Below are 14500 nucleotides of genomic sequence, written 5' to 3' on the forward strand. Positions count from 1 at the left end.
AAGGAAAGCACTTAATGTGCTTTCCGTCTTGCGCAGGACTGTAGAGCAGGAAACTTCATATGCGGCCCTCCCGGGCGCAAGCAAAAGGGCGACCCCTGTCCGGAGTCGCCCTTGCGGTGCTGGTTATGTACGGCTGTTACTCGGCGTCGTGGTGGCGGCGGGGCTTGCGGCCTCCGTTGTCGCCGGGACGGCGCGGACGGTCGCTGCGCTCGGAGCGCTCGCGACGCGGACGCTCACGACGCTGGAAGTGCTCGCCGTCGCCCTCGGAGGCACCCTCGGCGCGAGCCGGGGCCTCAGGCTTGTCAAGACGATCGAGCGAGATCTTGCCACGGTCGTCGACCTCGATGACGACGACCTTGACCTCGTCGCCCACGTTGAGGACGTCCTCGACCTTCTCCACGCGGCCCTTGGCGACGCGGGAGATGTGGAGCAGGCCGTCCTTACCGGGCAGAAGGTTCACGAAGGCACCGAAGGGCTGGATGGAGACAACGCGACCGGTGTACTCCTCGCCCGGCTCGGGAACCTTGATGATGAGCTTGATGCGCTCGACAGCCTGGTCGACGGACTCGCCGGTGCCGCCGACAAAGACGGTGCCGTCCTCCTGGATGTCGACCGAGGCACCGGTCTCGTCCTGGATGCCGCGGATGACCTTACCACCAGAACCGATAACGTCGCGGATCTTGTCGGTCGGAACCTGGATGGAGACGATGCGCGGAGCGGTGCTGCGCGTGGTGTGGCGCGGCTCGGGGATCACATCGAGCATCTTCTGCAGGATGAAGGCGCGACCCTCCTTGGCCTGCTGCAGGGCGCGGGCCAAGATGTCGAAGGTAAGACCGGTGGCCTTGTTGTCCATCTGCAGGGCGGTGATGCCCTCGGTGGTGCCGGTGACCTTAAAGTCCATGTCGCCCAGGAAGTCCTCGAGACCCTGGATATCGGACAGGACCACGGTCTTACCCTCCTCCTGGATCAGGCCCATGGCGATACCGGAGACCGGGCGCTTAATAGGCACGCCGCCGTCCATAAGGGCGAGCGTGGAGCCGCAGGTCGAAGCCATCGAAGAGGAGCCGTTGGACTCCATGACCTCGGAGACCACGCGAATAGCGTAGGGGAACTCGTTCTCGTCGGGGAGCACCGGGAGCAGGGCGCGCTCGGCCAGGTTGCCGTGGCCGATCTCGCGGCGCTTGGGGCTGCCCATGCGGCCAGTCTCGCCGGTGCAGAACGGCGGGAAGTTGTAGTGGTGCATATAGCGCTTGCCCTCGGTGGGCTCGATGGTATCCAGACGCTGACCCTCGTTGAGCATACCGAGCGACAGGACGGAAAGCACCTGGGTCTGGCCACGCTGGAACAGACCGGAGCCGTGAACGAGCGGCAGGTAGTTATCCTTCACCATGATGGGGCGAATCTCATCGGCGGCACGGCCGTCGACGCGCTCGCCGGTCTCGACGACCATGGTGCGCATAGCCTTCTTCTCGAGCTTCTTGAGCGCCACGGGGATCTCGCGCTCCCAAGCGGCCTGCTCCTCCTCGGTGAACTCGGCACGGATGGACTCCTTCAGAGCCTCGACCTTACCGATACGGGAGAGCTTGTCGGCATCGCGAAGGGCGGCGGCCATCTCGTCGTAGTGGGCGAAGATGCGCTCCTGGACCTCCTCGACGGGCTGGTCGAGCGGGTACTCCTTCTTGACGATGGCGCCATTGACCTGCTCCCACTCGGCAACGAACTCGTCCTGGGCCTGGCAGAAGGCGGCAAGGGCCTCCTGGCCAAACTTCATGGCGGCGAGCATGTCGTCCTCGGAGATCTCCTCGGCGCCGGCCTCGACCATCGAGATGAAGTCGGCAGAGCCGCCCAGCTCCAGGTCCAGGTCGGAGTTCTCGCGCTCCTCGTAGGTGGGGTTGACGATAAACTCGCCGGTCTCCACGTTACGGCCGATGCGCACGCAGGCAAGCGGGCCCTCGAAGGGCACGCCGCCGAGCGTCATGGCCAGGGAGGCACCCATGACGTTGATGACGTCAAAGGGGTTGACCTGGTCGGCGACGAGCGAGGTAGCGACGATGTGTACCTCGTTGCGGAAGCCGTCCGGGAAGCTCGGGCGAATCGGACGGTCGATCATGCGCGCGGTGAGCGTGGCCTTCTCACTGGGACGGCCCTCACGCTTGAGGTAGCCACCCGGGATGCGGCCGGCGGCGTACATCTTCTCGTTGAAGTCGACGGTCAGCGGGAAGAAGTCGTAATTCTTGCGCTCCTTGGAGACGACCACGGTGTCGAGCATCGTGGTGTCGCCCTGCTTGACCAGACAAGCGCCGGTGGCCTGCTTGGCAAGCTCGCCGGACTCAAAGGTGTAGGTCTTGCCGTACAGCTCAAAGGTCTTGGATACGAGTGTCATTGTTCTCCTTTACCCCACAGGCCCCTTGCCTGCGGGCTTCTCATGTGGCGCGGGCCCCCTGCCCCCGCCACGCTTCAGAGCGTGATTGTTCACGCCCTTACACAAAAAGAGCGCCCCGCTGCGCAGGACGCTCTTAGCATGTACAAATCCTTACTGGATGTTGTCGCGGATGCCCAGAGCCTTGATGAGCTCACGGTACTCGACGATGTCGTTCTTCTTGATGTAGGAGAGAAGACGACGACGACGGCCAACGAGCATAAGCAGGCCACGACGGGTGTGGAAGTCCTTCTGGTGGGACTTCATGTGCTCGGTCAGCTCCTTGATGCGCTCGGACAGGATGGCGACCTGAACCTTGGGGTTACCGGTATCGACCGGGGAGTTACCGAACTGGGCGGTCAGCTCCGCCTTGCGCTCTTTGGAAACAGTCATTGTTTCACCTTTCGTTTCGCGTCGCCTGTGGGCGACTCCATTCGCCTCGGACTGGGAAGCCGCCGGTGGAGCGAACATCCAAGGTCGAGGTACCAACAGGTCGGTATGTTACCACAAGCGACGCGCGCCTGCGCATCATCACCGACCCAACATGAATTCCATCGCACGGAGCCGCTGATCGGTGTGCGTGGCGGCCCAAACATGCGAAAGCCCCAGCAAAAACGCAGCCGTATGCGGATCGATCAGCTCGTCCATAAGGGCATCGAATGTCATGGACATCAGAGCGCGCAGCCATGCGACCTCGCCGACCGATACCAACTCGGCGCCAGGCACGCTCGAGGCGCACGACCCGCACAGAAGCCCGCCGGCCTGGGCCGAGAAATGCGAGAGCATGGGATCGCCGCACGAGACGCATGCCGAGAAATCGGGGCGGTAACCAACGTGCGACAGCAGCTTAAAGACAAAGGCCGCCACGAGCAGGTCCATATGTGCCGAGTCGAGCCCGCAGCCGACAAGCGTGAGCGCCCGCTGCGTGATGGCAAAGGTAAATGGATCCTCGGCATCCTCGAACGAGCACACGCGCGCAACCTCGGCAATCGCGCTGGCGGCACAGATCGTCTCGTAGTCAGGAGCGGCACCGAGTGGCGCTTCCAAAAGCTCGGCCTGAGAAACAACGTCGAGCGAGCGTCCATGTGCGAGCAGCATATCGACGGTACAGAATAATTCGCAGCGCGCCGCCAAGCGCCCACCGGGTTTGCGGGCCCCCTTTGCCACGGCACGAACCTGGCGACCCCGCTCGTCAAGCATCGTCAGAATCAGATCGGTCTCTTTGAGCTTGGTCTTGTCGAGCACGAGCACCTTCGTGCGATATGTCCGGGAGCCTGCCATGCGCGCTGCGCGTCCTTAGTCCTCGGCGTTGTAGCCAAAACGGCGAATCTGAGCCTCGTCGTCGCGCCAACCGGCCTTGACCTTCACGTCCAACTCCAAAAAGACCTGCGTGCCAAAGATGCGCTCAAGATCGCGACGGGCGTCGATACCGATATGCTTGATCATCTCGCCGCCCTTGCCGATGATGATGCCCTTTTGGCCCTCACGCTCGACATAAATGGTGGCGTGCACACGCAGCACCTTCTTGGTCTGCTCGAGCGCATCGCAAATAACGCCAACGGAGTGCGGAATCTCATCACGGGTGCGGCGCAAGACCTTTTCGCGCACAAACTCGGCAACGAGCGTCTCGTCGGAAGCGTCGGTACCCATGTCCTCGGGGAACCAACGCGGACCCTCGGGCAAAAAGTGCGCAACGGTCTCGATGAAGGCATCGACGTTAAAGTTCTTGACCGACGACGTCACGATCTCGTCGTCATATTCCATAAGCTCGTGGGCGGCCTTAAGCTGCTCCATGACCTGTGCGGGGTCGGCTTCATCGGCCTTGGTGAGCACCAGGACCTTCTTGGAACGGGCATTCTTGACACGCTCGGCAACCCAGGCGTCTCCCCTGCCGATCGGTTTGGTGGCATCAATCAAAAACGCGACAACATCGACATCGTTCAGCTCGAACAGCGCGCTCTTGTTCAGCTCGGACCCTAGACCGTCCTTGGGCTTGTGGATACCCGGGGTATCGACAAAGACCAGCTGGTAGCCGGGGCGGTTGACGACGGCGCGCATGCGGCGGCGGGTCGTCTGGGCCACCGGCGAGGTGATGGCGACCTTTTTGCCATAGCAGGCGTTGAGCAGCGTTGACTTACCGGCGTTGGGGCGGCCGACCAAGGCCACGAAGCCACTGCGGAAACCGGGCTCAACGTCGCCAAAGCCCGCGAGGCTGTCGTCCTCATCGCACAGGGCGTCGAGCTCCTCGTCGCTCATGCCCTCAAACGGGTCGAACTCCTCGACTTCCTCATAGGCCTCGGTCGCCTTAGCATCCGGGGACTCGTCGTCCAAAATCTCATCGGTAGACTGCATATTGTCGGACATGGGAATCCCTTTCTAAATAAAGCCGAGCGCGTGGGCAAATACCAGCACGCCCACAATCGCGGCGGTGATGGAAAGAACGTATACAGAGGCGGCGGCGATGTCCTTCGCACGCTTGGCCAGCGGATGGAGCTCCTGGGTCGCTAGGTCGACGATAGCCTCCATAGCGGTGTTGCACAGCTCGCCGTGAATCACCAGGCCACAACAGATGATAATCGTGGCCCACTCGGCAATGTCGAGCCCCACGATGCAGCCGGCAATGACGGTGCACACGCCCGCCACGAGCATGACCTTAATGTTGCGCTCGGTCTTGACGGCGGTGACGAAGCCCTCCATGGCGTAAGAAAACGACTTTAAAAAGGACGGATGGTCCTTGTTCGATCCGGGAATCATAGACGGCTCCTAGTCGTGGGCATGGTTGGTGATGGGGCCGACGTGGACTAGCTTGGGGTCCTCGCCGCGCTCGAGCGCCAGATCGCGCAGGATGGCGTCCTCGCGGGCCTCCATGACCTCGGCCTCGTCGTCCTCGATGTGGTCATAGCCCAGCAGGTGCAGCATTCCGTGTACGAGCATCAGACGGCACTCATCAGCGGGACTATTGCCAAAACCGGGGGCCTGACGGGCAATAACCTGCGGGGCCAAGATAATATCGCCGAGCTCGAGCGTCTCATCGGCGGGAATGTCATCGTCAAAGGCCGAATCGCACTCAAACGAGAGCACATCGGTGGTGCGGTCGATACCGCGCCACTCGTGGTTGAGCTCGTGCATCTCGTCCTCGTCGACATACGAAAGGGAAATCTCAACTTCACGCTCAACGCCCTCGGCGGCAAGCACGACCTCGCAGATGTGCTCCACCTCTTGCGCGTCGAGCAGCGTATCGAGCTCGGCATCGTTGCTGATCAATACACTCAACGGGACTCCTTTCGGTCGCGCGAACGCTGCTCACGCACGTCATCATAAGCATCATATGCCTCGACGATACGACCCACCAGGGCATGACGCACCACGTCGGCACGCTCGAGGTGAGAAAATGCCACATCGTCGACACGGCCCAAAATCTTCTCGACATCCGCCAAGCCGCCACGACGACCCACCAGGTCGCGCTGACTCAAGTCGCCGGTAATCACGAACTTGGAGTTGAAGCCCAGGCGCGTCAGGAACATCTTCATCTGCTCGGGTGTCGTGTTTTGTGCCTCATCGAGCACCACGAACGCATCGCTCAGCGTACGGCCGCGCATGTAGGCGAGCGGGGCGATCTCGATCACGCCACGTTCCATAAGCTCATCGGTGCGCTCGCGATCCATCATGTCAAAAAGGGCGTCGTAGAGCGGGCGCATGTACGGATCGATCTTTTCCTCGAGGGTACCGGGCAAAAAGCCCAGGTTCTCCCCCGCCTCGACAACCGGGCGCGTCAAGATTAGGCGACCCACCTCGTGACGCTTGAGCGCGGCAACGGCGAGCGCCATGGCCAGATAGGTCTTACCGGTACCGGCGGGACCCAGGCCAAACGTGATGGTATGCGAGCGGATGGCGTCAACATAGCGTTTTTGGCCGAGCGTCTTGGGACGAATAACGCGGCCGCGATACGACAGCAGCACGTCATCGCGCAGCGACGAGGCATCATGCTCTCCATCGCGCAGGACAGCCAAGCAACGCGAGACATCGTCGGCAGACAGCGTGCGTCCGGCAGCCGCCTCGCGAAAAGCATGCTCAAAAAAGCGCACCACGAGCTCGACCTCATCCGGGTCACCGCTCACGGCGATACTGTCGCCACGGGCGACCACGTGGGCGCGAACCAAGCTCTCGAGCGCACGAAGGACGCCGTCGCCGGCGCCCAAAACGCGCGAGGGATCAATCCCCTCGGGAACGGTAAGTCTAATCTTCGAGGCTTCCATGAACCTCCCTGCGCGCATGGACCAAGCCGGAATCATCGACTTCGATGATAGCAACATCGAGCAGGCACGGGGCTGTAAGTCCACAGGTATCGTCAAGACGGGCATGATGGAACGAGCCGAGCGTCAGGTTGTCACCATACTCGAGCACGGCGCGCTCAACGGTTCCCACGCGACGACGAACATCGGCGATGGCGAGTTCCTGCGCCGCGGCCCGCATACGGCGGCTGCGCTCAGCCATAACCTCTGGCGGTACCTGGTCGGGCATATCGGCGGCAAGTGTGCCGGGACGCTTACTGTAGCGGAACACATGCATGCGCGAAAAGCCCACGCGACGGCATAGCGCCAGCGACTCCTCGAACTCCTCATCCGTCTCACCGGGAAAACCGACGATGACGTCGCACGAAAGGGACGCCTGAGGCAAGTTGGCGCGAATCATGCGCACCGTATCCTCAAACGCCTCGGCGCTATAGGGACGGCCCATGCGATGCAAGGTCGCCGTGCAGCCGGACTGCACGGGCAGGTGCAAAAACGGGGCGATACGCTGCGGATAGCGCGCCATAACCTTAAGCAGGCGCTCAGAGATATCCATGGGCTCGACCGAGGAAATGCGCACATGCGGAATAGACGTGCGCTCCATGATGGCCTCGAGCAGCTCATCGATTTCGACATGCTCGTCGGTCGCGCTCTTGCCATCGTAGGCACCCAGGTTCACACCGGTCAGCACCACCTCGGGCACGCCGGCCTCCTGGGCCTCGCGAACTTGCTCGAGCACGGACTCGACGGGCACGGAGCGCTCGGGGCCGCGTGCCTTCCACACAATGCAATAGGTGCAGCGATGGTTGCAGCCGTCCTGAATCTTCACGCCCAGGCGAGAGCGACCGAGCGCATCGACCACGTCGCCATCGCTACAGGCGGGCACGCTATCGGATTCAACACCCAGCACCTCGCAGACGCGCTCGGCGACGTCAATCTTGGACGGCTCGGCGATCACGCGATCGGAGAGCTCCAGCAGCTCCTCGGGATGCAGGTTGACGACGCAGCCGGTTACGACCACGTAAGGCTCGCCCGGATAGGCCAGCGCATGACGAACGGCCTTACGGGTCTTGGCCTCGGCCTCGCCCGTAACGGCACAGGTGTTAATGACGATCAGGTCGGCATCCTGGGGCTCCACCATAGCAAAACCCAGGCGCATAAGATCGGCAGTGATACGGTCAGACTCAACCCGGTTGACACGGCAGCCGAGGTTGACGACGGAAATATGGGGTGCGAGCACGCGGGCTCCTTAATCGAGGATATCGTCGAGGGCACTCTTGATACGGTCGGTCACCGACTTCTTACCGGAAGCGACGTCATCGCCCATCTCATCGGCAAAAGCACGGAGCAGCTCGCGCTGCTTATTGGAAAGATTGGTGGGAACGACCACGCGCAGTTGCACGATCAAGCGGCCACGCGAACCGCCACCGCCAATGCGCGGCATGCCGTAATTATTGACGCTCACGGTGTCGCCGTACTGGGCGCCGGCGGGGACGCACACCTTAACGACCTCGTCGGGCATAATGCCCTCGACCTCGATCTCGCAGCCGAGCGCAGCCTGCGCAATCGAGATATCGCTCACCAGGTACAGGTCGTCACCGTTGCGCTTAAAGCGCTCATGGTCGGCAACGCGCACGTTGACAATCAAGTCGCCCGAAGGCTCGCCGCGAAGACCGGCCTCGCCAAAGCCGCTCACACGCAGCTGTCGACCGGTCGAAACGCCGGCGGGAATATCGATGTCAATCTTTTCATGCGAAGGCGTGCGGCCCTGACCATCGCAGGTCTCGCAGGGATGGTCGATAACCGTGCCCTCGCCATGGCAGTCGGGGCAAGGCGAGGAAGACTGAACCTGGCCCAAAAACGATCGCTGAACCGTCGTGACATAGCCCGTGCCGTGGCAGCGGCCGCACTGCTTTTCCTGTGCGCCCTCTGCCCTACCGGTGCCATTGCAGTCCTCGCAAGGAGCAAGGCGGTCATAGCTGATTGTCTTTTTGCAGCCGAGCGCCGCCTCCTCGAGCGTCACCGAAAGCGAGATGGCCATGTCACGACCGCGACGACGCTCGCGACGGCTGCGGGCGCCACCGCCGGCACCGCCGCCAAAAAACGACGAGAACAAGTCGTCCATGCCCATACCACCAAAGATATCGTTGATATCGACGTAGCCCGAACCACCAGGGCCGTCGGCAGTGCCGTAACGGTCGTAGTTAGCACGCTTCTGCTCATCGGAAAGAACGGAATAGGCCTCGTTGAGCTCCTTGAACTTGGCCTCGGCCTCGGGGTCGTCCGAAACGTCCGGGTGTACGGTACGGGCCTTCTTTAGAAACGCGCGCTTAATCGTCCGCGCGTCGGCATCCTTGTCGACGCCAAGTACCTCGTAGTAATCCCTATTTTCCGACACGACCGAATCCTTCCGACTTTCATTATTGTCACAGTGCGTCCTATACCCAAGCTGGGCCGACCGCAAACAGAGGGTTTGATGTTATTGCATTCCGTAAGGCGAAAGCATGGCCCGTTGCGAGCAGCTCGCGAACCAAACCGACACGAGCGCGAACATGAAGCCATTGGCAAAACCGTTGGCAAACTGCATCGCACCGCGCTTCCACCACAGCAGGCTGCGATGAAGCACGCCGTCCGAAAGCACCATGAACAGGCCCATGGTAAACGGAATAAAGCACATCACGGCAAAGGCCGAGAACACGCCCGAGATGGCCGAGAGTACCAAAAACGGCGCCACGATGCCCATCAGGTAAAAACCGGTACGAGCTTTGCCTTCCAAGCGCTCGGACTCGACATGGGCACGGCCGACTAGATCACCGCCAGCGGCACCGTTAGTGCCGGCGTGACCCATGCCGCTAATGCGGACCTCGTCGCCATCGTGCGTGCCGGCAGGAAACTCAATCGTCTGCTCGGAGGTTACGCGAGTACGACCGCTGCCACCGCAATCGGGGCAGGGGTCGGCCACGACCTTACCGGAACCGCCGCACTCGGGGCAGACCGACTGGAACGTGCCCGCACCAAACAGGAAGGACAAGTCGACGTCGATGTGCCCGCGGCCACCGCAGCTCGGGCAGGTATGGGCATGCTCGGAGGAGACAGAACCCGAGCCGCCGCAGTGACCACAGGTATCGAAGCGCGTATAGCGGACGGTCTTGCGGGCACCGTCCTTGGCCTCCTTGGCGTCCAGTTTGATATCGACGACCACGTTGGCGCCGTTCTCGGGATTGTAGGCAGCCTGGCCGCGACGCTGCTGGCCCCAGGCACCGCCAAAAGGAAAGCCGCCCTCAAAGGGATTGCCATAGCCCGTGTTGCCGGCATAGCCGCCACCATAGGGCGAAGCCGTAGGGGCACCGGCAAAGGGATTGCCAGAACGCATGGCATCGTAGCGCGCACGTTTTTGCTCATCCGAAAGCACGGCGTAGGCCTCGGAAACCTCTTTAAACTTTTCCTCGGCATCCGGCTCTTTGTTGACGTCCGGATGGAGCTTACGGGCCTTTTGCTGGAAGGCCTTTTGAATATCACGCGAGGTGGCGTCCTTGGAGACACCTAGAATCTCGTAGTAATCTTTTTCGTTCATCGTCGCCATGCGCGGCAACCTCCTGCTCACAGCAGCGTATATATTCCGGTAATTCTACCCGAGCGGCCTAAGCTAGATCCCAAAACAGCTCGAACAGAACATTTCCATCGAGCCAGCCCAAGTGTGTCGGTGCTAAACGAGCTCGAACATGGCCCGCGACGACATCTGCCGAAGTAAAGGGTCCCTCATGGACCCCGAGCGTCTCGGGCACCCAAGTGGCAAGACCCAATTCGAGTGCGCGATCACAAGCGGCTGTCAGCTCATCGGCCGGGATGACACGAGCCGCGCGAACCAACAGGTCGGACGCAATACCGCGCGTCATGCGACAAGCGAGCATCAGGTCTTCGGCCGCAGCCTCTCGCTGCGACAGGTATTCGGCCTCAAACGACGTCGCGTCATCGTCGCGCTGAACCAAACGCACACGGTACGCGTCGCCTCGAGCAGACACGCCGGGGAACAAACCTGCAAGACGGTCGAAATCCCCAGTATCAAGCATACCGGCGGCAGAACGGCCCAGGCCCAGGTAGCCCCGTCCGGTCCAGTAGGCAATGTTATGGGCGCATTCATGGCCGTCGAGCGCGTAGCTCGCCACCTCATACGGGTGATAGCCGGCGGCACCCAGGAGCTCGCGCGCCACGTCCATGCAGGCGGCCTGAAAATCCTCGTCGGGCTCGAGCGACTCGTCACGGCACGCCATGCGATAGAGGGGCGTCCCCACCTCGAGCGTGAGCGGGTAAACCGACACATGATGCGGAACCGCCGCCAGCACGCCCTCGAGCGTACGCTTCCAACTCGCTGCGGTCTGCCCGGGAAGTCCGCACATAAGGTCGCACGACACGTCAAGCCCAGCGTCCTTGACCGTCGCGATGGCGGCGAGCGCCCGATCGGCATCGTGAATGCGGCCGATGGCGGTAAGTTCGGTGTTATCGAGCGTTTGCACGCCCAGAGAAACGCGTGTGACACCAACCTTGGCAAGCGCAGTAGCAAGCTCGGCGGTCAGCGACTCGGGATTGGCCTCGCAGGTAAACTCAACGGGGGCGCACCACGCACGAATACGCCGCGCCAGCTCCACCAGGCGCTCCCCCGCCAGCGACGGCGTGCCGCCGCCAACATAGACGGTGCGGATCTGGTCGAGGGCCCCAGCCTTGCCAAAAGCATCGAGACGCGCGAACAACTGCTCAAAATAGGAATCGAGCGCGGCATCCAAATCACACGAAGCAAAGCTGCGCGAGTCGAAGTCGCAGTAGCGGCACTTTTGGGCACAGAACGGCACGTGCACGTACAGCGCGGTAACGGCCACCCTTAAGCCTCCAGCGGATGAGGGGGCACCGATTCGCCGGCGGCAAGGGCAGCCTCGCAGGCCACCACATCATGCTCGATCTCATCGACCAGCGCCATAAACTCCTCATACGTGGAGCAGCGCACCACATGGGCACGCCAAGCGGCGGCATGGGGCATGCCTTTTAAGTACCAGCTTGCGTACGTACGGGCACGCGACATGAGCGGCAGGAGCTCATGCGTCAGCGTTAGGTGCTCACGCAGGGCGTCCAGGCGCTCGACAGAGCTGCGCGCCGGCACCGGTGTGCCATCGAGCGCAAGAGCGCGAGCATCGCCAAACACCCACGGGTTCCCGTAGATGCCGCGCGCGATAAACACCGCGCTGGCACCCGAGTTTCGCAGATGCACCGCGGCATCCTCGGCGGTGAACACATCACCCGAACCGATCACGGGAATCTCAACGGCATCTGCGACCTCATCGACGACCGACCAATCGGCCTGGCCCGTGTAGAGCTGCGTGGCGCAACGACCATGCACGGCGACTGCGGCAGCCCCTGCACTCTCAAGCATCTGGGCAAATGTCGCGGCATTGCGGTCCTCGGCATAAAAGCCCTTGCGAATCTTGACGGTCACGGGCACGTGCGCCGCGCCAACCGTGGCCTCGACGATCTTCTCGGCCAGGTCGGGCGTGCGCATGAGCGCCGAGCCCTCGCCCTTGGTAACGACCTTGCGGGCGGGACATGCCATATTGATATCGATGAGCGACAGGCGATCGCCAACGCGCTCCTCGACGGCGGCGACGGCGCTCGCAAACTGATCGGGCTTGGAGCCAAAGAGCTGCACGCAAATCTGCTGCTCCTCGTCGGCCGGTAGCACCAGGCGCCACGTCTTATTACTGGCATAGGCAAGGCCTGCCACGCTCACCATCTCGCTGTAGGCAAGGTTGGCACCGCGGCGGCGACACATGATGCGATAGGCAGGGTCGGTCACGCCCGCCATGGGAGCCATAAGGAACGGCTGCTCGGCATAGGCGCCCAGCAGCCGCAGACTATATTCGGAAAGAGCCATAGACCTACTCGTCCACCTTGAGGATCGCCATAAAGGCCTCCTGCGGGACCTCGACCGATCCGATGGCCTTCATACGCTTCTTGCCCTCTTTCTGCTTCTCGAGCAGCTTGCGCTTACGCGAGATATCGCCGCCGTAGCACTTAGCAAGAACGTCCTTGCGACGGGCCTTGACGGTGGAACGGGCGATGATCTTGTTGCCGATAGCACCCTGGATGGGCACCTCGAACAGCTGACGCGGGATGATCTCCTTGAGCTTGTCGCACAGGCCACGGGCCAGGCCATATGCCTTGTCCTTATGGACGATAAACGAAAGCGCGTCCACCTCGTCGCCCGAAAGCAGGATGTCGAGCTTGACGAGCTCAGAGGGGCGATATTCGTTGAACTCATAGTCGAGCGAGGCGTAACCCTTGGTGCGGCTCTTGAGCTGATCGAAGAAGTCCAAGATGAGCTCGGCGAGCGGCATATCAAAGCGCATCTCGACCGATTTGCTCGTCAGGTGGATCATGTCGGTCGTGACGCCGCGGTGCTCGATGGCGAGCTGCATGACGGCACCCGTGTACTCAGGCGGGCAGATGATCTTTGCCTTGAGGTAGGGTTCCTCAATACGATCGATGCGGGTGGCCTCGGGAAGGTCCTGCGGACTGCGGACATCGATCATCTCGCCGTCGGTCTTGTAGACGTGATAGTCGACCGAGGGGCTCGTGGCAATGAGGTCCAGGTTGAATTCGCGCTCCAGGCGTTCCTTGACGACTTCCATGTGTAGCAGGCCCAAGAAGCCCACGCGGAAGCCAAAGCCGAGCGCCACCGAGGTCTCGGGCTCCCACACCAACGATGGGTCGTTAACGTGCAGCTTATCGAGCGCGTCACGCAGGTTCTCGTAGTCCTTGTTATCGATTGGGAACAGGCCCGTATAGACCATGGGCTTGGCCTCGCGGTAACCCGGAAGCGGCTCGGGGCAGGGGTTCGACGCCCAGGTAAGGGTGTCGCCCACGCGAACGGCCTCGGGGTCCTTCAGGCCCGTGACCACATAGCCGACCTCGCCAACCGTCAGCGCGTCAACCGGGGTCTCGGCAGGACGCTTGACACCCACGCCGTCGACCAAAAAGTCGCCCTCTGCCTGCATCATGCGCAGGGTATCGCCCTTTTTGATGGAGCCGTCAAAGACGCGCACCGTGGCGACGACGCCACGATACTCGTCGAAGTACGAATCCAGAATGAGTGCCTTGAGCGGCGCGTTCGCATCGCCCTTGGGCGGAGAGATCAAAAAGACAATGGACTCCAGCAGATCATGGATGCCCTCGCCGGTCTTGCCCGAGACACACACGGCATCATCGGCGGGAATCGCCAGGTCATCCTCGATCTCGGTCTTAACCTCATCGGGATGGGCCGAGGGCAAGTCGATCTTGTTGATGGCCGGCACAATGTCCAGATTGGCGTTCATGGCGAGCGTCGCGTTGGAAACGGTCTGCGCCTCGACGCCCTGCGTGGCGTCCACGACGAGCACCGCACCCTCGCAAGCGGCCAGCGAACGCGAGACCTCGTAGGTGAAGTCCACGTGGCCCGGCGTATCGATCAGGTTGAACTGATACGTCTCGCCGTCGTCGGCGTCATAGGACACGCGGACGGCATTGGACTTGATCGTGATGCCGCGCTCGCGCTCGATATCCATGGTGTCGAGCAGCTGCGACTCCATGTCGCGCTCGTCGACGGTATGGGTGAGCTCGAGAATGCGGTCACTGATCGTGGACTTGCCATGGTCGATGTGCGCAACGATTGAGAAGTTGCGGATGTGGGAAATGTCAATTGAAGTATTCATGCGGACTATCTTACCCGAGCGGTACAAAAAATGGAGCCTGTTCCATAAAACAGGCT

The 14500-nt window shown here is 61.8% G+C and carries 13 protein-coding genes; all 13 read right to left on the bottom strand.

What is annotated here, in order from left to right; all coding sequences use genetic code 11:
• Positions 1-136: 136 nt before the first annotated feature.
• Positions 137-2383 (bottom strand): polyribonucleotide nucleotidyltransferase, encoded by a 2247-nt coding sequence (locus DW645_RS08170; protein WP_117639884.1) that lies wholly within the window; start codon positions 2381-2383, stop codon positions 137-139.
• Between the two features lie 150 nt (positions 2384-2533).
• A complete protein-coding gene (gene rpsO / locus DW645_RS08175; protein ID WP_006235963.1) occupies positions 2534-2812 on the bottom strand; it encodes a 30S ribosomal protein S15 in 279 nt (92 codons plus the stop codon).
• Between the two features lie 138 nt (positions 2813-2950).
• Positions 2951-3700, bottom strand: a complete 750-nt coding sequence (gene recO, locus DW645_RS08180) for a DNA repair protein RecO (RefSeq protein WP_118227218.1) — start codon at positions 3698-3700, stop codon at positions 2951-2953.
• Between the two features lie 15 nt (positions 3701-3715).
• Positions 3716-4783 carry a GTPase Era gene (era, locus tag DW645_RS08185; protein WP_187362360.1) on the bottom strand — a complete coding sequence of 356 codons (1068 nt, stop codon included), beginning with the start codon at positions 4781-4783 and terminating at the stop codon, positions 3716-3718.
• Between the two features lie 12 nt (positions 4784-4795).
• Positions 4796-5173 (bottom strand): diacylglycerol kinase family protein, encoded by a 378-nt coding sequence (locus DW645_RS08190; protein ID WP_117639888.1) that lies wholly within the window; start codon positions 5171-5173, stop codon positions 4796-4798.
• 9 nt (positions 5174-5182) lie between these two features.
• Positions 5183-5692, bottom strand: a complete 510-nt coding sequence (gene ybeY, locus DW645_RS08195; RefSeq protein WP_117654802.1) for an rRNA maturation RNase YbeY — start codon at positions 5690-5692, stop codon at positions 5183-5185.
• Positions 5689-6675 carry a PhoH family protein gene (locus tag DW645_RS08200; RefSeq protein ID WP_089573386.1) on the bottom strand — a complete coding sequence of 329 codons (987 nt, stop codon included), beginning with the start codon at positions 6673-6675 and terminating at the stop codon, positions 5689-5691. Before DW645_RS08200 ends, ybeY begins: the two co-directional genes overlap by 4 nt.
• Positions 6656-7948 (bottom strand): MiaB/RimO family radical SAM methylthiotransferase, encoded by a 1293-nt coding sequence (locus tag DW645_RS08205; protein ID WP_117776232.1) that lies wholly within the window; start codon positions 7946-7948, stop codon positions 6656-6658. The genes DW645_RS08200 and DW645_RS08205 overlap by 20 nt, the downstream gene beginning before the upstream one ends.
• Positions 7949-7957: 9 nt before the next feature.
• A complete protein-coding gene (gene dnaJ / locus DW645_RS08210) occupies positions 7958-9106 on the bottom strand; it encodes a molecular chaperone DnaJ (RefSeq protein ID WP_117776231.1) in 1149 nt (382 codons plus the stop codon).
• A gap of 81 nt (positions 9107-9187) precedes the next feature.
• A complete protein-coding gene (locus DW645_RS08215; protein WP_187362361.1) occupies positions 9188-10291 on the bottom strand; it encodes a DnaJ domain-containing protein in 1104 nt (367 codons plus the stop codon).
• 58 nt (positions 10292-10349) lie between these two features.
• The gene (hemW, locus tag DW645_RS08220) at positions 10350-11582 is read right to left on the bottom strand and encodes a radical SAM family heme chaperone HemW (protein ID WP_117776230.1); all 1233 of its coding nucleotides are present in this window, start codon (positions 11580-11582) and stop codon (positions 10350-10352) included.
• 2 nt (positions 11583-11584) lie between these two features.
• On the bottom strand, positions 11585-12628 hold the full coding sequence (gene dusB, locus DW645_RS08225; protein WP_117564277.1) for a tRNA dihydrouridine synthase DusB: 1044 nt from the start codon (positions 12626-12628) through the stop codon (positions 11585-11587).
• 4 nt (positions 12629-12632) lie between these two features.
• The gene (lepA, locus tag DW645_RS08230; protein ID WP_089573391.1) at positions 12633-14444 is read right to left on the bottom strand and encodes a translation elongation factor 4; all 1812 of its coding nucleotides are present in this window, start codon (positions 14442-14444) and stop codon (positions 12633-12635) included.
• Positions 14445-14500: the final 56 nt, after the last annotated feature.

The organism is Collinsella sp. AM23-17, assembly GCF_003470945.1.
Lineage (GTDB): Bacteria > Actinomycetota > Coriobacteriia > Coriobacteriales > Coriobacteriaceae > Collinsella > Collinsella aerofaciens_O.

What these genes read in the sequence shown, in the direction of transcription:
- DW645_RS08170 (WP_117639884.1), bottom strand. Translation starts at nt 2,383, where the DNA reads ATGACACTCGTATCCAAGACCTTTGAGCTGTACGGCAAGACCTACACC.
- rpsO (WP_006235963.1), bottom strand. Translation starts at nt 2,812, where the DNA reads ATGACTGTTTCCAAAGAGCGCAAGGCGGAGCTGACCGCCCAGTTCGGT.
- recO (WP_118227218.1), bottom strand. Translation starts at nt 3,700, where the DNA reads ATGGCAGGCTCCCGGACATATCGCACGAAGGTGCTCGTGCTCGACAAG.
- era (WP_187362360.1), bottom strand. Translation starts at nt 4,783, where the DNA reads ATGTCCGACAATATGCAGTCTACCGATGAGATTTTGGACGACGAGTCC.
- DW645_RS08190 (WP_117639888.1), bottom strand. Translation starts at nt 5,173, where the DNA reads ATGATTCCCGGATCGAACAAGGACCATCCGTCCTTTTTAAAGTCGTTT.
- DW645_RS08200 (WP_089573386.1), bottom strand. Translation starts at nt 6,675, where the DNA reads ATGGAAGCCTCGAAGATTAGACTTACCGTTCCCGAGGGGATTGATCCC.
- DW645_RS08215 (WP_187362361.1), bottom strand. Translation starts at nt 10,291, where the DNA reads ATGGCGACGATGAACGAAAAAGATTACTACGAGATTCTAGGTGTCTCC.
- dusB (WP_117564277.1), bottom strand. Translation starts at nt 12,628, where the DNA reads ATGGCTCTTTCCGAATATAGTCTGCGGCTGCTGGGCGCCTATGCCGAG.
- lepA (WP_089573391.1), bottom strand. Translation starts at nt 14,444, where the DNA reads ATGAATACTTCAATTGACATTTCCCACATCCGCAACTTCTCAATCGTT.